Origin of the sequence: Agrobacterium sp. V1 (assembly GCF_030518355.1) — a bacterium.
GTDB classification, from domain to species: Bacteria; Pseudomonadota; Alphaproteobacteria; order Rhizobiales; family Rhizobiaceae; genus Agrobacterium; species Agrobacterium cucumeris.
The window spans coordinates 1,172,498-1,193,848 of the sequence record NZ_JAULSF010000001.1 but is presented as its reverse complement, the minus strand read 5'-3'; the positions used below and the strand labels follow the sequence as shown (position 1 = coordinate 1,193,848).

General features: G+C 59.8%; 11 protein-coding genes. All 11 read left to right on the top strand.

Annotated elements, in window-relative coordinates:
• Positions 1–185 precede the first annotated feature (185 nt).
• Complete coding sequence (gene metG / locus QSV77_RS05775; RefSeq protein ID WP_302732817.1) at positions 186–1,736, top strand: methionine--tRNA ligase; 1,551 nt, start codon at positions 186–188, stop codon at positions 1,734–1,736.
• 11 nt (positions 1,737–1,747) lie between these two features.
• Complete coding sequence (locus QSV77_RS05770; protein ID WP_302732816.1) at positions 1,748–2,530, top strand: TatD family hydrolase; 783 nt, start codon at positions 1,748–1,750, stop codon at positions 2,528–2,530.
• A 1-nt stretch (position 2,531) separates the two neighbouring features.
• Positions 2,532–3,356: an MBL fold metallo-hydrolase gene (locus tag QSV77_RS05765; protein ID WP_302732815.1), complete on the top strand. Its 825-nt coding sequence runs from the start codon at positions 2,532–2,534 to the stop codon at positions 3,354–3,356.
• A 100-nt stretch (positions 3,357–3,456) separates the two neighbouring features.
• Positions 3,457–5,238 carry a chloride channel protein gene (locus QSV77_RS05760; RefSeq protein WP_269699579.1) on the top strand — a complete coding sequence of 594 codons (1,782 nt, stop codon included), beginning with the start codon at positions 3,457–3,459 and terminating at the stop codon, positions 5,236–5,238.
• 424 nt (positions 5,239–5,662) lie between these two features.
• Positions 5,663–6,964 (top strand): MFS transporter, encoded by a 1,302-nt coding sequence (locus tag QSV77_RS05755; protein WP_302732814.1) that lies wholly within the window; start codon positions 5,663–5,665, stop codon positions 6,962–6,964.
• A gap of 59 nt (positions 6,965–7,023) precedes the next feature.
• Positions 7,024–8,271 (top strand): efflux RND transporter periplasmic adaptor subunit, encoded by a 1,248-nt coding sequence (locus tag QSV77_RS05750; protein ID WP_302732813.1) that lies wholly within the window; start codon positions 7,024–7,026, stop codon positions 8,269–8,271.
• A complete protein-coding gene (locus QSV77_RS05745; RefSeq protein WP_302732812.1) occupies positions 8,271–11,390 on the top strand; it encodes an efflux RND transporter permease subunit in 3,120 nt (1,039 codons plus the stop codon). Before QSV77_RS05750 ends, QSV77_RS05745 begins: the two co-directional genes overlap by 1 nt.
• The gene (locus QSV77_RS05740; RefSeq protein ID WP_302732811.1) at positions 11,387–12,154 is read left to right on the top strand and encodes a 4'-phosphopantetheinyl transferase; all 768 of its coding nucleotides are present in this window, start codon (positions 11,387–11,389) and stop codon (positions 12,152–12,154) included. Before QSV77_RS05745 ends, QSV77_RS05740 begins: the two co-directional genes overlap by 4 nt.
• A gap of 24 nt (positions 12,155–12,178) precedes the next feature.
• The gene (locus tag QSV77_RS05735) at positions 12,179–12,958 is read left to right on the top strand and encodes an amidohydrolase (protein ID WP_302732809.1); all 780 of its coding nucleotides are present in this window, start codon (positions 12,179–12,181) and stop codon (positions 12,956–12,958) included.
• 95 nt (positions 12,959–13,053) lie between these two features.
• Complete coding sequence (locus tag QSV77_RS05730; protein WP_302732808.1) at positions 13,054–13,710, top strand: TetR/AcrR family transcriptional regulator; 657 nt, start codon at positions 13,054–13,056, stop codon at positions 13,708–13,710.
• Between the two features lie 412 nt (positions 13,711–14,122).
• Positions 14,123–21,226 (top strand): type I polyketide synthase, encoded by a 7,104-nt coding sequence (locus QSV77_RS05725; protein ID WP_302732807.1) that lies wholly within the window; start codon positions 14,123–14,125, stop codon positions 21,224–21,226.
• The last annotated feature ends 125 nt before the right edge of the window (positions 21,227–21,351 follow it).

Sequence of the window (21,351 nt, the reverse complement as noted above, 5' to 3'; positions counted from 1 at the left end):
CAAGGACTTGATCGCGCTGGACCCCGGATCTCGTCCGGGGTGACGGAGTGCGGAGCCGAGCGTTCGCCAAAATCCACTTTGTCTGCAAGCTGTCGTACAAAACGTACGCTTTTTCTTTCGCTGCTGCGAACAATGGTTTAAGAGCGGTCTATCCAAAAAACAGCCTGTAAAGTCGATAGACCGTCATGACAGACAAGACACCATTCTACATCACCACTGCGATCTCCTATCCCAACGGCAAGCCGCATATCGGCCATGCCTATGAGTTGATCGCGACGGACGCCATGGCACGTTTCCAGCGCCTGGATGGAATGGATGTTTTCTTCCTGACAGGCACCGATGAACACGGCCAGAAGATGCAGCAGACGGCGCGGGCGGAAGGCATTTCGCCGGAAGAGCTGGCGCAGCGCAATTCCGACCAGTTCCGCGCGATGGGCAAGCTGCTCAACGCCTCGAATGACGATTTCATCCGCACCACGGAAGAGCGTCACCACGAGACCTCGCGCAATATCTGGAACCTGATGGCCGATAGCGGCGACATCTACAAGGACAGCTATGCCGGCTGGTATTCCGTGCGCGACGAGGCCTATTACGGCGAAGACGAAACGGAAGTGCGCGCTGACGGCGTCCGTTATGGGCCGCAGGGCACACCGGTGGAATGGGTGGAAGAGGAAAGCTACTTCTTCAAGCTCTCCGAATACCAGGACCGGCTGCTGAAGCTCTACGAGGAAAACCCTGAATTCATCGGCCCGGCCGAGCGGCGCAACGAGATCATCTCCTTCGTCAAATCCGGTCTGAAAGACCTGTCGATTTCCCGCACCACTTTCGACTGGGGCATCAAGGTTCCAAACGACCCCAAGCACGTCATGTATGTCTGGGTCGATGCTCTGACCAACTACATCACCGCCACGGGTTACATCGAAGACAGGAACGGTCCGCGTGCGAAATATTGGCCCGCTGACGTGCACATCATCGGCAAGGATATCATCCGCTTCCACGCCGTTTACTGGCCTGCCTTCCTGATGAGCGCCAAGCTGCCGCTTCCCAAGCGCGTTTATGCGCATGGCTTCCTGCTCAACAAGGGCGAGAAGATGTCGAAGTCGCTCGGCAATGTCGTTGATCCCGCCAATCTGGTTGCTCACTTCGGCCTTGATCAGGTGCGGTATTTCTTCCTGCGTGAAGTTTCCTTTGGCCAGGACGGCAGCTACAGCGAAGAAGGCATCGCCACCCGCATCAATGCCGATCTTGCCAACGGCATCGGCAATCTCGCCAGCCGTTCGCTATCGATGATCGTCAAGAATTGCGATGGCCAGATCCCGGCACCCGGCGCGTTTACCGACGAAGACAGGGCGATGCTCGCTTCGGCCGATGGCCTGCTGGCGGTGTGCCGTGAGGAAATGGGCAAGCAGCTCATCCATCGCGCGCTCGCTGCCATTATCGCCGTCGTTTCGGAAACCGACCGTTATTTCGCATCGCAGGAGCCATGGGCTCTGAAGAAGACCGATCCGGAGCGCATGGGCACCGTACTTTACGTCACGGCGGAAGTGGTGCGCCAGATCGGCATTCTCCTGCAGCCCTTCATGCCGGAATCCTGCGACAAGCTGCTTGATCTTGTGGCAGCGGCCGCTGGCAAACGCGATTTCACAGCGCTCGGCGAGGCTGGTCGTCTGGTTCCGGGCACGCCGCTCGAAGCACCGAAGCCGGTCTTCCCGCGTTACGTTGCGCCGGAAGCGTGAAGGCGAGACCGATGCTGATCGATACCCATTGCCATCTGGATTTTCCTGACTTCGATGCTGAGCGCGACGATATCATCGCCCGTGCGCATGCTTCAGGTGTCAGCCAGATGGTGACGATCTCGACCCGGGTGCGCCGTCTGCCCGAGCTATTGAAGATCACGGAGAAATACCCGTCGGTCTTCTGCTCGGTCGGCACGCATCCCAACAGCGCAGCCGAGGAACTGGATATCTCGGCTGACGATCTGGTGCGGCTGGCGGAAAGCCACGACAAGATCGTGGCGATCGGCGAGGCGGGACTGGATTATTTCTACGATACGCAGAAGCCGGAAGACCAGAAGACCGGCCTCATTCGCCATATCGAGGCGGCAAGACGGACGAAGCTGCCGCTCGTCATTCACAGCCGCAGCGCCGATGACGACATGGCCGCTATTTTGCGCGCGGAAAGCGACAAGGGAGCATTCCCCTTCATCCTGCACTGCTTCTCCGCTGGTCCTGAGCTGGCGAAAACCGGTGTCGAACTGGGCGGTTATGTTTCCTTTTCGGGCATTCTCACATTCCCGAAATCACAGGATATCCGCGATATTGCCGCAACCGTCCCGCTTGACCGGCTGCTTGTCGAAACCGACGCGCCTTATCTTGCCCCCAAGCGCTGGCGGGGAAAACGCAACGAGCCTTCCTACGTGGTCAATACGGCGGAAGTTCTGGCCGAAGTGCATGGTGTTTCTTTCGAGCGCATGGCCGAAATCACCACCGAGAACGCCTTCCGCTGCTTTTCGAAGATGACAAGGGTGTAGCGTGGCAATCTACCGTCGTCGCTTCACGGTTCTCGGCTGCGCGTCTTCGCCCGGTGTGCCGCGCATCAACGGCGACTGGGGTGCCTGCGATCCCGAAAATCCGAAGAACCGGCGCACGCGCACGGCCTTCATGGTGGAGCAGATCGGCCCGGATGGCGGCAAGACAACTGTCGTCATCGATACTGGCCCGGATTTTCGCGAACAGATGATTGCCGCCAAGGTGGAGGCCGTCGATGCGGTGCTTTACACCCACGCCCATGCCGATCACCTGCATGGCATCGACGATCTGCGCATCTATTTCGCCATCCAGCAAAATCGCATTCCGATCTATGCCGATCCTGTCACCATGGCGCGCATATGGGATGGTTTTGCCTATTGCCTGGAGACCCCGCCGGGCAGCAGTTATCCGCCAATCGTTGAACCGCGGATCATCGCCGACATCAACGCGCCGGTGACTATTAACGGGGCAGGTGGGCCGATAGCTTTCAATGTGCATATGCAGCAGCATGGTGATGTACATTCGCTCGGCTTCCGCATCGGTGACGTTGCCTATTGCACTGACGTCAGCGATTTTCCGGCTGAAAGCCTGCCCAAGCTTGCCGGCCTTGATATTCTCGTCATCGACGCGCTGCAGCACCGTTACCACCCCAGCCATCTTTCGCTGGAACAGGCGCTTGGCTGGATCGAAAGATTCGCACCCAAACGGGCGATCTTGACCCATATGCATATTCCGCTCGATTATGAGACGGTAATGCGTGAAACGCCCGATCACGTCGAACCGGCTTACGACCAGATGCGTTTTGAAGTGGAGTTCGAAGCGCCCTGAGCAAGTCTCTCAAAACCGGTTGCCGGTTCTGGAACAGAGACGTGCTTTGAAACACTAGTACAGGCGCGTCGCGCTTTGACGTTGCCTGAGAAGGAACAGCATGTCGACCCGGCCTTTCCGTGCACCCAGTATGGCGAGCTTTTTCGACAATCTGCGCGCCAGCCGGTTGCGGGCAATGTTCCGTCGCGGCGAACTGGGGCTGGTGGCTCTTGCCGCTCTCATCGGCATTGCAGCGGGCCTTCTGGTAGCGCTGATCGGCGCGTTGAGCACGGCGCTGCATGTGCTGGTGTTCGGTACCGAGCGGCTGAGCAGCAGCGATCTCTCAGGCCCCGTCGTGCTTGCCGGACCGATCGTCGGCGGCATCGTGCTTGGCGTGATTATCTTCATTCTTTCAAAGACCCGCAAGAAACCGATGGTCGACCCGATCGAGGCAAATGCCCTGCATGGCGGCCGCCTGTCGCTGACGGACAGCATCATCGTTTGCGTGCAGAACATCGTCTCCAACGGTTTCGGCGCGTCCGTCGGGCTTGAAGCCGGTTATACGCAGATTGCCAGCGGTGTGGCCTCGAAGATCGGCATCAAGCTGAAACTGCGGCGAGGGGATATGCGCATCCTCGTCGGCTGTGGTGCTGCGGGTGCGATTGCGGCGGCCTTCAATGCGCCTCTGACGGGGGCGTTTTACGCCATCGAACTCATTATCGGCACCTACACCGTCGTGACGCTTGCGCCGCTCATTGTGTCGGCGCTGGTGGCCACCACCGTTATCGGAATTATCGGCGGTCATGGCCTGTCGATCGATATTGTCGATGCCAGCCGCGTGACGCCTGCGGATTATGTGCCCGCCATCTTTCTGGGAGTCGTGTGCGCGGCGATCGGTATCGTGCTGATGCAGACGGTTTCCTTCATTGAGGAGACGGCCCGCAAAAGCGCCATTCCCGGCTGGCTGCGTCCGGCGATTGGCGGCATGGCGGTCGGCGCTCTTGCGCTGATTTCACCGCAGGTCCTGTCGAGCGGCCACGGCGCGCTGCATCTCAATATTGATGCCGAACTGACGATTTACGGGCTGGTCGGGCTCTTCCTGCTGAAAGCGGCGGCCAGCGCCATTTCCATCGGTTCCAATTTTCGCGGCGGCCTGTTTTTCGCCTCGCTGTTCATGGGGTCGCTTCTGGGTAAAGTTTTTGCGCTCTGCGCCCCCTATATCGGCTATGGCTCGACAGCGCCCATCGTTTATGCGGTGATCGGTATGAGCGCCTTTGCCGCCGCCATCATCGGTGGCCCTTTGACGATGACGTTCCTGGCGCTGGAACTGACGGGTGACTTCCAGATCACGGCTCTGGTGCTCGCCGCCGTCATCACAACGTCGCTGGTGGTGCGCACGACCTTCGGTTATTCCTTCGCCACGTGGCGTTTTCACCTGCGCGGAGAGAGTATTCGCAGCGCCCATGATATTGGCTGGATCCGCGACCTGACGGTCGGCAAGATGATGCGTGCCGATATCCGCAAGGCCAATGTCAGCATGGGGCTCCCGGCCTTCAAGGAGAAGTTCCCGCTCGGTTCGACGCAGCGGGTGATCATGACCCATGATGACGGGCGTTATGCCGGCATCGTCCTCGTGCCGGAAATTTACGCCGACCCGATGGATCGTGATCCAAGCAAGATCAGCCTTGAGACCTATCTGCAATATAAGAACGACGTGCTGTTGCCGACCATGAATGCGCGTCAGGCAGCAGCCGCCTTTGATGCCACGGAAAGCGAAGCGCTGGTTGTCGTTAACGACAAGATAGAGAACCGCCCGGTTGGTCTGCTTACCGAGAGCCATACGCTCAGGCGCTACAGCGAAGAGCTGGAACTGAGACGCCGGGAGGCATCCGGAGAACTATAAATTTGGATTAGAAAATTCTTTTTATATATTGATATAATTCGCATTTCTTTACGAATACGGAAATTAGCACGGCTTGATATGTTCACGCGTGAAAACCATGCAAGCGCAAGTGTCGAACCTGTGACGCCCTGACCTTCAAGCCATCTCAACGTCCTGCATTCATGCACGGTCCAATGTCTGGAGCGCGCTAGCCCGCACGGCGTTCTCGCTGCCTTCCTGATTTTTCTCGTGCCAGCTTGACAAAAAAGACTTCTCCATAATAAATAGACTGACTACTTAATTAATGAAACATTTGATGCTTGTGAGTGGGCGAGCGGGGTTGCTGACGTGACCTGTCGCGCGCCTTGGCGCAGCCGTGCGCTCAAGTCATTTGCCGCCGTCATCATCGCCCGCAGCACTGGTTCGGTGAAATTTGGAGATCGTAATGCCTTCAGACAGCAGCCCTGCCGAGACGATGCGCCTTGCGGCGGCATATGCTGATCTCGACGCCGGCTCCGAGGCGGGGCCTCGCGGACTTGGTCTTCCGCACAGCCGCATTCCGCTCTATGGCATCATCCTTGCCGGCGCCCTGTCGCTTTTCGGGAATGCGGTGGCCGGCGTCGTGCTGCCATGGATCGTGCTTTCCCTGACAGGCAATGCCGCATGGACCGGGATTGCGGCGGCGGCCGGCATGATGCCGCTGGTGATCGGCGCTTTTTTCGGCGGGCCGATCGTTGACCGTTTCGGTTCGCGTGTCGTTGCCGTTACTGCCGATCTTGCCAGCGCATTGAGCGTTGCAGCCATTCCGTTGCTGATGATGACCGGACAGCTGGATATCGGCCTGCTGATCGGCCTGATCGTGATCGGCGCGCTTCTCGATGGGCCGGGCATGATCGCCCATGATGCAAGGGTGCCGGAACTCGCCCGTGTTGCACGCATGCCGATCGAGCGGGTGACGTCGATTGATGAACTGCTGGAAAACACTGCGCTGATCTTCGGCCCGCCGGTCGCCGGCATCGCAATCGCCGCTTTCGGCATTGAATATGCCCTGCTGATCACGGCCGGCTGCTCGCTGCTTGCCGCCGTCATCGGCGCGATCTGCCTGCCGCGTCATCGCCGCAGGATCACCGATCCGGACAAGGGCGGTGCGGCGCTTGCGGGCCTGCGCTTCCTGCTGACCGAACCGCTGCTGCGTCTCATGCTTGTCGTCGCCATGGTGATGCTGGCGGTTTTCGGTGCGCTCAACGCCGTTGTTCTACCGGTCCTGTTCAAGGCAAGCGGGGCGGATGTTCTCGACCTCGGGCTGTTCCTCGCGGTTTCCGGGGCAGGGGCGGCCTTTTCGGCTGTCACCTTTGCCATATGGGGCCATGGCTGGAACGGACGCTTTGTGCTTCTGGCGGGCATATCCGGCGCCACGCTGGCGATCGGCCTGATAGCCTTCATTGAGACCGGTCCATATCTATTTTTCGCGGCTGCCTTGATCGGCTTGTCGACCGGGGCGCTTGGCCCGCTCGCCAATGCGATGTTCCTGAAACGCGCACCGGCCTCGATCCGGGGCAGCGTGCTTGGGACGACCGCGGCAATTGCCATGATGGCGACGCCGCTCGCCGTGCTGATCGCCGGTTTCGGCATGGAGGCTGTCGGTCCCGCATTGTTCCTGTGGGGGCTGACGGCGACCCTCTGTTTGCTGGTGCTCTGGGTGCTCCTCAGCCGGGCGGCGCGGATGCTCGGCAAATCGCCGCCATGATCGGAGAGCCGTCGCAATCCTCCCATCTCCTTCAATTTCCCATCCGGACAGCTTCCATCATGACCGAACCGAACTCTATCGCTGAAAATTCCACCGGATATACCGAGCCCACATCTGCCGAAAAACGCAGGCGGGGTTCCACCACCAGACTGTTTTGGTGGGGGGCAGCAGCTGCCGCTTTTTTGGGTGTCACTGTGTGGCTGATGCTGGCTGGCGAAGAAACACCGGCAGCGGCGCAGAATGCGCAGGCCGCCAAAGTGTTGCCGCATGTGTCCGTCGTTGCGGCAGCGTCCTATGACTTCAACGCCAGCCAGGATGTTGCCGGTCTTCTGGCCGCCCGCAATGATATCTCGATTGGAACGGCCGTGACCGGTCAACGCATTGTCGAGGTTTCTGTTGATGTCGGCGATACCGTCGCCGCCGGGCAGCTGCTGGCGCGGCTGGAGAGCAAGACGCTCGCCGCACAGGTCCAGCAGACCGAGGCCAATGTTGCCCGTTCGCGTGCTGCGCTTGCGGAAGCCGAGGCCGCCGAGATCGAGGCAAGCGAAAACCTGCGTCGCGCCGAAGGGCTTTCCGGCTCCAGCGTCAGCAAGGAGCAGCTTGGCCAGCGTCGCGCCGCGGCGGCCATGGCGACGGCGAAAATCGAAGGCGCGCGGGCGGAACTTGCCGGCACGCAGGCGCAGCTTATCCAGAACCGTCTTGAACTGGAACGTACCGAAATCCTGTCGCCCAAACCCGGCGTCATCACCCAGCGCCACGCCCGCATCGGCGCGATGCCCGATAGCACCGAACCGTTGTTTCGTCTGTTGCAGGATGGAGAGTTGGAGTTTCTGGCCGAAGCGCCGGAACGGGTGCTGCCGTCGCTGCAGGCCGGCCAGTCGGTGACGATCACCGTCAATGGTGTCAGCCGGCCCATTCAGGGCACCATCCGTGTCGTCGAACCGGCGGTCAACACCCAGAGCCGCCTCGGTATCGTGCGGATCGCCGTTCCTCCGTTCGCCGATCTGCGCGCCGGCGCATTTGCCCGTGGCAAGGTCGATCTTGGTGAGCGCCGGTTCCGTGTCGCCGTGCCGGAGGCGGCCCTGCGGCTTCGCCGTGAAGGCACCGCACAGCTCGTCGTGGTTGATCACAATGACAGGGTGGCGCGACGCACCGTTCGCCTGGGACAGGCACAGAATGGCATCATCGAAATCCTTGAGGGGCTGGAGCCGGCCGAACGCCTCGTTGAAAGCGCCAGTGCTTTTCTGCGTGACGGCGACCAGATCGTCGGCGTGGATGAGATGGCGCAGAAAGGGGAGGGTCGTTGATGACCAATATTTCGTCCTGGGCCATCCGCCGTCCGATCCCCACTCTCGTTCTCTTCCTGCTGTTGACGATCGTCGGCATTCAGTCCTTTTTGAAGCTGCCGGTCAACGCCAATCCCCGCGTCGATTTTCCGATCGTCACGGTGTCCATCGCCCAGGCCGGTGCTGCCCCGGCCGAACTGAAAACACAGGTGACCCGGCGTGTCGAAGGCGCGATTTCAGGCCTTGCCGGCATCCGGCATATCCAGTCGACCATCGGTGACGGCCTGTCGACCACGACGGTGGAGTTCCAGCTCGGCATTGACACCGCCCGCGCCACCAATGATGTGCGCCAGGCAGTCTTGCAAATCCGTACCGAAATGCCGCGCGACATCGAGGAGCCGATCATTGCCAGCCTGGATGTCGAGGGTGGGGCGATCCTCTATTTCGCCGTTCGTGCACCGCAGATGTCGCCTGTCGATCTCTCATGGTTCGTTGACGAGACGATTGCGCGGGAACTCCTGACAACCAAGGGCGTGCAGCGCGTGCAAAGGCTTGGCGGCGTCAGCCGCGAAATCACGGTGCAGCTTGACCCCGACCAGCTCATTGCCTTCGGCATTACCGCCGAGGATATCAACAATCAGGTTCAGGCGTTCAACACCAATGTGCCCGGCGGCAGAAGCCGGCTCAATGAAAAGGAACAGTCGATCCGCGCCGTCGGCGGCGCGATTACCGCCGGCGAGCTTGCGGAACGGCCGATCAGCCTTCCCAACGGCCAATGGACGACACTCGCCACGCTTGGCAAGGTAACGGACGGATCGGCCGAACCGCGCGAGTTGTCGCGCCTTGATGGTGAACCGGTGGTCGGCTTTTCGGTGTTCCGGACCAAGGGTTCGAGCGATACGGCCGTCGAAAATGGCGTGAACGCCACCATCGCACGGCTGATCGACACTTATCCGGGCGTCGAAATCGATCGGGTGCTTTCGACGGTCGATTATACGAGGGCGAGCTACGAGGTTGCCATGGAAACCCTGATCGAGGGCGCGGTGCTGACGGTCGTGGTGGTGTTTTTCTTCCTGCGCGACTGGCGTGCAACGCTGATCGCCGCCGTTGCCATGCCGTTATCGATCCTGCCTACGTTTGCGGTGATGCTGTGGCTTGATTTCACGCTCAACAGCATCACCCTTCTGGCGCTGACGCTGGTGATCGGCATTCTCGTTGATGACGCCATCGTTGAGGTGGAGAATATCGACCGCCACCTCCATATGGGCAAGCGGCCGTTTCAGGCGTCGATCGATGCGGCGGACCAGATCGGTTTTGCGGTTCTGGCAATCACCGCCACCATTGTTGCAGTGTTTCTGCCGGTCAGCTTTATCGGTGGGGTGATCGGGCAATATTTCAAGCAGTTCGGGCTTACCGTTTCGGTCGCAGTCCTTGCCAGCATGCTGGTTGCGCGTCTCGTCACCCCGCTGATGGCCGCCTATCTTCTGGCGCCGAAGGCGGTGAAAGTGGAGGAGCATGGAGCGCCGAAATCACGCCTTGGCCGGGCTTATGTTGCGCTTCTCGAGCTTGCGCTGCGCCACCGGTTGAAAACCTGTGGCATTGGCGTTCTGGTGCTGGTGGGTTCCTTCCTTCTCGTTCCACTCCTGCCATCGGGCTTCCTGCCGAGCGACGACCGCAGCCTGTCGCGAATCCAGATCGAACTGCCGCCGGAATCGACGTTGCGCGATACGGATGATGCCGTGCAGTCGGTAACGGCGGCGCTCCGGCAAATGCCGGAGGCCAAAAGCATCTTCGCCTCTGTCGGCCGCACTGATGACGGGCCGGATGTTGCTCGCGCTTCGCTGCTGGTCAATCTGGTGCCTTCGTCCGAGCGGACGCTTTCCCAGCGCCAGTTCGAACTGGCTGCCGCAAACGTCATAGCCCGCACGCCGAATATTCGCTTTGCATTCCAGAACGAAAATGCGGCGCGCGATATTTCCATCATTCTCGTCGGCGATGCGCCGGAGAAGCTCGCGGCCGCGGCGTTTGCCGTCGAAACAGGAATGCGCGGCCTTGCCGGCATTGCCAATGTGCAGACCATCGAACCCCTGCCACGCGCCGAATTGCAGATAAGGCCACGTTTCGATGAAGCGGCCCGGCTTGGCATTTCCACGCAGTCCATCGCCGCCGTCATGCGCATTGCAACCACGGGCGATACCGACGCCAACTCCGCCAAGTTCAACATTGGCGACCGGCAGGTGCCGATCCGCGTGATGATCGACAGGGATGCGCAGAGCAATCTCGATACGCTCGGCATGCTCAGGGTGTCGGGAGCAAATGGCAGCGTGCCGCTGATGTCCATCGCCGATCTTTCAGTTTCGGAAGGGCCGGGACAACTCAACCGCTTTGACCGTCAGCGCCGTGTGACAATCAGTGCCGATCTTGCCGGCATTCCGCTGGGCGTGGCGCTGGAGCGCATTCACGCCTTGCCTGCCATGGCGTCGCTTCCTGCGGGGGTGCGGGAGGTGCAATATGGCGATGCGGAATATATTGGCGAGATGTTCCAGAGTTTTAGCGCGGCCATGCTGTTCGGCCTGCTGATGGTGCTCGCCGTACTGGTCGTTCTGTTCAAGGACTTTCTCCAGCCGATCACCATTCTCGTGGCGCTGCCGCTTTCGGTGGGGGGAGCGATCGTCGGCCTCATGCTCTACGGCGGCGCCCTCGATCTGCCGGCCGTCATTGGCCTGTTGATGCTGATGGGCATCGTTACCAAGAACTCCATCCTGCTGGTGGAATTCGCCATCGAGAAGCGAAATAGCGGCCTTGACCGCCATCGGGCGCTGGTCGAATCCGGGGTTGAACGTGCCCGGCCGATCATCATGACCACGCTTGCCATGGTTGCCGGCATGATGCCGGCGGCGCTGGGCGTGGGGGCGGATGCCGGTTTTCGCGCGCCGATGGCGATTGCCGTCATTGGTGGCCTTATCACCTCCACCCTGTTGAGCCTCGTTTTCGTGCCTGTCGTCTTCACCTATATGGACGACCTGCGCGGCTGGCTGGGCTGCAGATTGCAGCGCCTCACTTCCGTCACGGCCGCTGACCGGGCAGGGGCGGAACAGCTGATGACCGGCGGGGCTGAAACGTTGCGGGGGCAGGGATGATGCCCGGCCACCAGATTTCAGGCACCAACGCACCCGTCATGCGAGACGATATTGCCGCCGCCGTTTGCCGTTCGGACGGTTTCCTGTCCGGCCCGGTTTTTCTCGATACCGGCTCGGAAAATGTCGTCGCGCTCGAAGCGCAATATCATCTGCCCTGCTATCGGCCGGCGCTGTTCGACAGGCTGGAGGTGGTGATGCCAACGCTGCTTGCCGAGGCTGTTCCCAAACGGCAGGCCGAGTTTCTCGCAGGGCGTTTTCTGGGGCAGGCGGCGATGAAGCTTCTGGGCAGACCTTCCGTTCCGATCGGCATCGGCAACAAGCGCGAGCCTGTGTGGCCGCCGGGCATATCCGGTTCCATCAGCCATTCCCACGGCATATGCGTCAGCATGGCGACGCTGGACGGTGAAGCGATGGTCGGCGTTGACATCGAGAAAATAGAACCTGGCGCGGTTACCGAGATCATCCTGAAACGCGCCCTCGACACGCTGGAGCGAGAGCTGATTGCCGATCGGGAACAATGCGACGGTCGGGTGCTGCCTTTTCTGGTGTTTTCCGCCAAGGAGACGCTGTTCAAAGCACTTTATCCGATCGTTGGACGTCACTTCGATTTCCATGCCGCACGTCTTTTCGAGAGGCCCGACCGTGACGAATTGCGGCTGGAGTTGACACGCCCGCTGCATCGGTCGCTTCCGGCCGGCAGCCGTTTCCATATTCGTTTTTCAGTGACAGGCAGTTTCGTCCGCACCTGGCTGATTTGTCGTTAAAACCATGTTTTCAAGGAGATATTCATGAGTGACAGGGATCTTCGCATAACGCTGGTGCAGGCGGATCTGGCCTGGGAAAATGCCGTGCAGAACCTGCAGCAATTCGACCGTCATCTGGATGAGATCGGTGCGACGGACCTGATCGTTTTACCGGAAATGTTTACAACCGGCTTCAGCATGAATCCGCAGGCTGTCGCGGAACCCATGGACGGGCCAGCGGTGGAATGGATGCGGGAGACTGCCCGTCAGCACGATGCCGACATCGTCGGGAGTGTGGCGATTAGAGAGGACGGCCGTTATTTCAATCGGCTGCTCTGGGCCCGCCCGGATGGTGCGCTCATTCATTATGACAAACGGCATCTCTTCACCTATGCCGGGGAGCATGAGCACTATACGCCGGGGCAGGCGCAACAGGTAGTGCATTTGAAGGGCTGGAACATCGCGCCCTTCATCTGCTTCGACCTCAGGTTTCCGGTCTGGTCGCGCAATCGCGGTCAATATGACGCGGCGCTTTATATTGCGAGCTGGCCCGCCCGCCGGGCTGCGCATTGGAAAAGCCTGCTGCCCGCACGCGCCATTGAGAACCAGGCCTATGTCATAGGGGTGAACCGCGTCGGCATTGACGGCAACGACCTTGCTTATGACGGCGACAGCATGGTCATCGATCCCCTGGGAGACATATGTTTTCACGCCAATGTGAATGCTGTCGTGCACCAACAGCAGCTTTCGCGCCGGATGCTCGACGATACAAGGGCGAAATTGCCGTTCCTGCGTGAATGCGAGCAGTTTGAGTTGACCGTTTAACGTGTAATCGGCGCGCAGGTCCAGTCGGGGCGGGTTGACAGTTCGCCTCGATATAATTAATGGACTAAGCGCTCAGTTAATTTATGGGAGCAATCATGGCCCGCAAGCTCGATCCGGCAAAGCATGAAGCCAAGCGGCAGCAGATACTTGAAGCTGCCATAAGCTGCTTTGCGCAAAACGGGTTTCACCAGACCACCACGGCGCAGATATGCGCGGCGGTCGGCATGAGCTCCGGCAATCTTTTCCATTATTTCGCCAGCAAGGAAGCGATCATCGAAACGATCGTTGCCGAAGAGCGGCGGGAAACCGCCGCCTATTTTGCCGAACTTGGCGCGGCGGATAATCAGTTCGGTGCGGTTCTGGGCTTTGTCGATGCATCGCTGGAACTTGCCACCGACCCCACCTATGCCCGGCTGGTGCTGGAGATCGCCTCAGAAGCGATCCGCAACCCGGCTATTCATGCGCTTGTCAGGGCAGCCGATCAGGAAATCCGGGCAGGGATCACCGATCTTTTGCGCAAGGGAATGGAGCGTGGCCAGATTGACGCCAATCTCGACGCCGAGCGTGCTGCGACATGGATCGCGGCGCTGATAGACGGCGTTTTCTCACGCCTGGCGGTCGATCCCGATTTCCGGCCACTCGAAGAAGCCGACATGATGCATTTGATTATCAGCCGCTTTCTGGCTGCGAGACAATCTGCCGGTGAAATGGCTGAGATCGGGCAAAATCCGATGCCGGCAACGGCTGGTTGATAGGCCTGCAGGGAATGCCCAGGGAAAACCGGTCCGCGGTTTTCTGTTCCTTTGCTTCCGGCAGTCGCTGACAGGCGGCTCCGGGTTCGCGGATATTTACGAGAAAATCCGAGATTTAAAGCGGGGCTTTTGACAGCCAGTTTTCACTAATTCAACTGAAGATGTCGGATTTATGAAAACTTCAACGCAAAGTATATTAATGCTTTTCAAATGAATGAATGTATGTTTTATACAGCCTCAGACGCATAAAGGCGAAATGAACTGAGAAAACTCTCATATTAATATTCCGAACTCGGAGTATTAATAATATTTTTTGCATGCGATACGGCCTCCATTTCTGAATTACATCGTAATTTTTCTTGTCTCTGACGGGAGCGTTGCTTCTCGTCCCCAGGGAAGGACTATTCCTGTGATGCTGCAAAACCGTAATTCCGCACCGCCACCTCTCGATATCGCCATTGTCGGCATGGCCAGCCATTTTCCCGATGCGGCCGATCTCTATGATTTCTGGTCCAATATCGTGAACGGTCATGATGCGATCCGCGACATAGGCACGGTCGATCCTGTGGAATATTGGCGGCCGGAGGACTTCTACGATCCTGATCCGCGCGCCGCTGACAAGGTCTATGGCCGCAAGGCCGGCTTTGTGCCGCCGATCGATTTCGATCCCGCCGGTTTCAAGCTGCCGCCGCTGATGCTTCAATCAATCAGTACGGCGCAGCTTTTCGCGCTGCATGTTGCAAAACAGGCGATGGCGGATGCCGGTCTGCTCGGCGCGGGCGCTGAAAAGACCGACCGTGACCGCATCGGTGTCATTCTGGGTGGCTCCGGCAACGGCAATACGGCGTTCTCGCTCGCCGTGCGGCAGCAGGTTCCGTTCCTGCGCCAGATTCTCGTAAATAGCGGCCTGTCCGCCGAAGTGGCGGAAGAAACGATTGAACGCTTGCAGGGGCTGTCGCTGGAATGGAACGAGGATAGTTTTCCTGGCTTTCTCGGTAACGTGGCCTGTGGCCGTATCGCCAGTTACTTCGATCTCGGCGGCACGTCCTATATGGTGGATGCCGCCTGCGCGAGCAGTCTCGCCGCCATCAAGGCCGCCATTGGTGAACTGACGGATGGCAGCTGCGACGCTGTTCTGACCGGCGGCGTCAATCTCGAGAACTCGATTTTCTCGTTCCTGTGCTTCAGCAAGACGCCGGCTTTGTCGAAAAGCAACCGTTCGCGGCCATTCGACAAGCAGTCGGACGGCATGATGCTGGGTGATGGCGTCGGTTATCTGGTGCTGAAGCGGCTTGCGGATGCCGAGCGTGATGGCGACCGCATTTATGCGGTGATCCGCGCGCTTGGCGCCTCCAGCGACGGTCGTGCCAAAAGCATCTTTGCGCCGCGTTCCGAGGGGCAGGTGAAGGCTTTGAAGCGCGCCTATAGCCAGGCCGGGCTAACGCTTGCCGATATTCAGCTGATCGAAGCGCATGGCACCGGCACGGAATCCGGTGACGAGACCGAGATTAAAAGCCTTATCAGACTGTCTGAGGAACAGGGCATCGATGCGGGTCATGCCATTGCGATTGGCAGCATCAAATCGCAGATCGGGCATACGCGCTGCGCGGCAGGTGCGGTGGCAATGATGAAAGTGGCGCTTGGCCTCTATCACAAGGTCCTGCCGCCAACCATCAATGTGGAAGACCCCACCGATGTTCTCGCAAAACCCTTTTACGTCAACAGCCTCGCACGGCCATGGATGCGCCCGGCTGGCGGCGAGCTGCGGCGCGGCGCCCTTAGCGCCTTCGGTTTCGGCGGCACCAATTTTCACGTCATTCTCGAGGAATACGAACAGGAAACGCGGGAACAGACATACCGGCTGAACCGCACCGCTGAGGTCTTCGTGTTTCATGCGGCAAACCCGGCTTTGCTGGAGGCGACCTGCCGTGATGCGCTTTCGCAGCTTTCCGGCGAGGGCAGGGCGGCGTTCTTCGACGCACATCTGGCCGATGGTGGCAGGCTTTCTCCACCTGCGGCATCCGCTCGCCTCGGTTTTGCGGCCGCGACGCCCGAACAGGCGCGCGCGTTGCTGACGGAAGCTCTGGCGCTGTTGCAATCCAGTCCCGATCAGGGTTTCGATCATCCGGCCGGAATTTACTACAAGCCTGAGGCCGCCCCAGTGGCAGGCCGTGTCGTCGCGCTTTTCCCCGGGCAGGGCGCGCAATATGTCAATATGGGGTCTGGGGTCGCGGTCGATTACCCGGAGTTGCGCCATGCCGTGGAAACCGCGGATGCCGTGGCTGTAGAGGCAGGCCTGCCAGCCCTTTCGGGTGTGATCTATCCGCCGCCGGCCTTTTCCGACGAAGAGACCATGCGGCAGGCCCGTGAACTTACCCGCACCGCCAATGCGCAGCCGGCTATCGGTGCGGTAAGCGCCGGTTATTTCCAATTGTTGAAACGGCTTGGTTTCACTCCGGATTTTGTTGCCGGACACAGCTATGGCGAGCTTACAGCCCTGTGGGCGGCAGGCGTGCTTTCGGATGGGGATTTTCACCGGGCCTCGCTTGCCCGTGGTCGGGCTGTCGAAACTCCGAGCGGGCTTGACGATCCCGGTGCGATGCTTGCGGCACAGATGCGCCGGGAGGAAGCGGCGGAATTGCTGGCGGCCGTGCCGGATATCGTAATCGCCAATGATAATGCGCCGGAGCAGCTGGTATTCGGCGGCGCCACCGAGGCGATTGCCCGCGCCCAGGCCTGGCTAACCGAACGGGGCCGCCGTTGCCAGACGCTTCCGGTTTCGACGGCCTTTCACACATCTTACGTCAGACATGCGGCGGATCCGTTCCGGGATGGAATTGCCGGAATTGAATTCTCGCATCCAAGCTGCGCGCTTTATTCAAGCGCGACGGCGGAGCCCTACGGCAGCGACCCCGCGCTTTATGGTGATGCGCTTGTCCAGCAACTGGTGCAGCCCGTGCGGTTCCGGGACATGATCGAGCGACTGCACGCCGATGGCGGTTATCTGTTCGTCGAGATCGGGCCGAAAGGCATTCTCGGTAAACTGACCGGTGACATACTGAAGGGCAAACCGCATGCGGTGGTTTCGCTCAACCCGAGCGCCAATGGCGAGGAAGCATTGCAATTCCGCCGGGCACTGGCAAAACTGGTGGTGGAAGGTGTGGCTCTTGCCGAAGCCGACCCCTATGCCCGCCCGCGCCCGCCGGAGGATCGATCGGTGAAGCCGGCAACCAGTTTCAGGCTGCAGGGCGGCTTTTATCTGACCGACAAAAACCGCGCGCGGCGCGAACACGCGCTGCGGCATGATACGGCCGTGGTGGAAAAGTTCATCGCCGAGCGTGCTGCAGGCTCGCCTGAACCGGCCACTTCTCCGGTCGTTCAGGCTGTGCCTCAACCTGTTGCGCCGATTGCGAAAACTCTTCCTTCCTTTCCCCCTTTGTCCTCCTCCATTCAGCCCTCCCATGACACTGACAGGATCGAGATAGCGATGACCAGCCAATCCGAAAATATGTCGAAGCCGGACCAGATGGACAGGCAGATCGAAAGCCAGAATCTGCTCAGCCAGCTTCACCAGCAGTTTCAGACCAACCAGAGCGAATATATCAATATGCTGGGATCTCTGGTCAGCAAGCAGCATAACCTTCTGGAAAAATTCCAAGGTCATCCGCAGATGGAAAGCATGACCGCGAGCCTTGCGCGCAGCCTGCAATTGCTGGAGCGCAATCAGGAACTCTACCATCTCAATCACGAGCGCTATTTCGACAACCAGATGTCCCTGATCAGCGGCGAGGTGGTTCGTAGCCTGCCGCATTCCCCCGCCTATATTCCCAATATGCTGGACATGCCGAAACCGGCGCAGCCGGTTACGGTAACGCGGCAGGAGAGTTTCGCGCCGGCGCCATTGGCTGCCCCCAGGGCTGCCGATAGGGCGGTTTCTGCACCGATCGCCTCCATAGCTGCACCGAAACCGGTGATGCCGGTGATGGCTGCACCGCAGATAACCGTGCCTCTGACGCCGGCACCCGCCACACCGGCTCCTGCTCTCAGTGACGAGGACCAGGCGAGGATCGCGGTTCTCGAAGGCATTACCGAAGAGCGGCTGATCCGCGAGTTGACGGATATCGTCAGCGAGCGCACGGGTTATCCGGTCGATATGATTGGCGACCAGATGGACCTTGAGGCCGATCTCGGCATCGACTCCATCAAGCGGCTGGAGATTTTCGGCGCGATGTTCGACCGGCTGTCGAACGGCACCCGGCTTCTTGAAGATGCGGACAAGAACCGCAACGACGAGAATTTCGACATCGAAACCATGAGCAATATCCGCAAGATGACGCAATTCTTCCTGCGTACGGTCGATGAGTTGCTTGTGGCCGTGAAAGGCAGTTCAGCCGTTGCTGCTGCCCCAGCACCGGTTATCTCGGCCCCGGCACTCAACGCCGAGGATCAGGCAAGAATTGCGGTGCTTGAAGGGATCACCGAGGAGCGGCTGATCCGCGAACTGACTGACATCGTCAGCGAGCGCACGGGTTATCCGGTCGACATGATCGGCGACCAGATGGATCTCGAGGCCGATCTCGGCATCGACTCCATCAAGCGGCTGGAGATTTTCGGGGCCATGTTCGACCGGCTCTCGAGCGGCACCCGGCTTCTTGAAGATGCGGACAAGAACCGCAACGACGAGAATTTCGATATCGAAACCATGAGCAATATTCACAAGATGACGCAGTTCTTCCTGCGCACTATCGGTGAGTTGCTGGCCGATATCAAAGGGGCCACTCCAATGGCTGCGGCCGTCGCCAAAACCGCGGCGTCGACTGCACCCGCCAGCGCCCCGGCTTCAACCGGCGCCTCCGTTGTGACCCTGCAACGTCTCGGCGTGGTGACATCAACGAAACTGTCGGACATCGGCGATGGGGAGATATCACAGCCAAAAAAAGCTTCGGCTGAGCAGGATGCATCCGCGTTTCCTGCTCAGCCACTCAATGCCGCCCCTTCCGTCTATCGTCAGCGAGTGGTTCCTCAGGACCTTGCCCGGCCCGACCGGACATCGCTGACCCTTGGTGCGGGACGGATCTGGCTGCTTGTTGATGATGGCAAGGGACTGAGTGAGGCGGTGGCCTCCCGCCTCGTTACCCTGGGCGAGAAGGTCGCACGCCTTCAGATATCCGCGCCGGTCAAACCGGCAAAGGGCAAGAGAACCGCAAAACAGTCATCGTCCATGCCGACGATGGAAGGTGTGCGGGATTACGGTCTCCAGGATCGCGGCAGGGTGGCTATAGAGGCCATGATCGCTGAAATCGAACAGACGGAAGGCCCGATTGGCGGCTTCATCCATCTGCAGCCATCAACGGCTGCGGCATCGATCGGCGAGGTGTTTACGGAAACGGGTTACGAGGCGGCGGAAATACTCTTCACGCTGGCTGGAGTGCTTCAGCCACGCCTGACGGGGACGGGAGCACGCAGTTCCTTCTTCATCGCCAGCCGATGCGACGGTGCTCTTGGAACATCGGGCAGGGGATTGTTCAACGCCATCGGTGCAAGTTTCGGCGGATTGTCGAAATCACTTGCCGTTGAGTGGGACGATGTTTTCTGCCGCTTTGTGGATATCGATCCGGCACTGCCCGACGAGGAAGCAGCCGGCATCCTGATCGAAGAGCTGGAAGACCCGCAAACCGCACTGGCGGAGGTGGGGCGTGGTCCTGACGGGTCCCGCATGACCCTGACCAACCAGGCCGAACCGGTGGTCGACCAGCCGGAAACTGTACTCGATACGGATAGCGTGCTTCTCGTCAGTGGCGGCGCGCGCGGCATCACCGCCGATTGCGTGATCGCTCTTGCGGAGCGCTATCCCGTTCGTTTCGCTCTCCTCGGACGAACCGATATCGACGCGCCATTGCCCAGCTGGGCAGAAGGCATCGAGGGAGATGAGGCGCTGAAGGCAGCCGCGATTGCGGCGATGCAGGCCGAAGGTGAACAGCCGACACCGGTGAAGGTCGAAAAAATGCTGAATGGTGTACGCCATGCGGTGCAAATTCGGCAGACGCTGGCGAAGATCGAAGAGCTTGGCGGCAAGGCGGCCTATTTCGCCTGCGATATCGCCGATGCGAAGGATGTCGAACGCACCGTGACTGCGGTGGAGGAGACCTTTGGCAAGATAACCGGCATCATTCACGGTGCGGGCCTGCTTGCGGACAAGCGTATCGAGAAAAAGACGGCGGAGGATTTCCGCGCGGTCTTCCATACCAAGGTGCGGGGTCTGCAAAATCTGATGCGGGCAATGCAGCCGGATACCATCAGGCAGCTTATGCTCTTTTCATCCGTATCGGGCTTCTTCGGCAATGCCGGACAGACCGACTATGCGATGGCGAACGAGGTGCTGAACAAGTTCGCGCATATGTTCAAGGCGCATTATCCGGGCGCCTTTGTGCGCAGCATAGGCTGGGGTCCCTGGGACAGCGGCATGGTCAATGACGTGCTCAAGAAGGCCTATGGTGAACGCGGGCTGGCGATCATTCCGGTGGAAACGGGGACACGGTTCTTCGCTGAAGAATTCGGTTCCGGTCATGGTCCACAAATTCTCGTCGGCGGCGACAGCTACAGGGTCGCAAAAACGGTCAAGACGAAGGTCGCACCGCGTGTCGTGGAGCGCAGGGTCGATCTCACTACTGCGCCCTTCCTGGCCGACCATGTGGTCGACGGACGTTACGTCCTGCCTGCCACGGCCGCGGCCAGCTGGCTGGTCAAGCTGGTGGAAGATATGCTGCCTGGCTACCGTTTTGAAACCCTGCTCGGTTTCAAGGTTCTGAAGGGTGTCACGCTGGAGGCGGGAGAATCCTGCCTGCTGGAAGCGCAGATAGAACCGGCGGTGGATGTGTCAGGCCCATTGGCTGGTGACAGGCATCCCCTGACGATCTCGGTCTATAGCCGGACCGGCTCCGAGCGTCAGAACCGCTATATGGGCACCGTGGTGTTGAGCCGCGAGCTGAGCCTTCGCCCACGTCTCGGGGCCTTTGATCTGGGCAAGGATGATGAGCCGCTGGGTTACCCGCTTTACGGCACGCCGCAGGAAGGTCCGCTTCTGTTCCATGGCCCGAGCTTCCGGGGGCTGCGGGAGGTGCTGAACGGTGGCGATCACGGCCTCACACTCGCTTGCGAGCTGACGCCGGTGGAAGAAGCAATGCAGGGGCAGTTTCGCACCACCTCGTTTAATGCCTATCTCGGCGATGTATTCATGCAGGCGCCGTGGTTATGGCTGATCCTCGGCAGTGACTATGCCGGACTTCCTTCCGCCATCGGCCGCGTCGACCAGTTTGCAGAGCTCGGTTTCGGCCAGCCGTTCTTCCTCTCCATGACGATAAAATCCCTGACGCAGGCGAGCCTTCTGGTGGATATCGCCGTGCATGACGAGGCGGGACAACTTTATTTCCGGCTCTCGGATGTCCAGTTCACCGTTTCCCGGCAATTGCGAGAGCGGCTGGTCGGGCGCGAAGACAAGGTCGAGGCGGCAGAATAGCCGCCCCGATCAAGGCCCGGAAAAGCGAAGGCTTTCCATAAACTCATAACGACAGGCAGTGAGAAGCGTTTCCGTATTCCGGTTCAGGCCGGAGACGCTCTCCCTCTGCGCGCCATTTGAAGGAT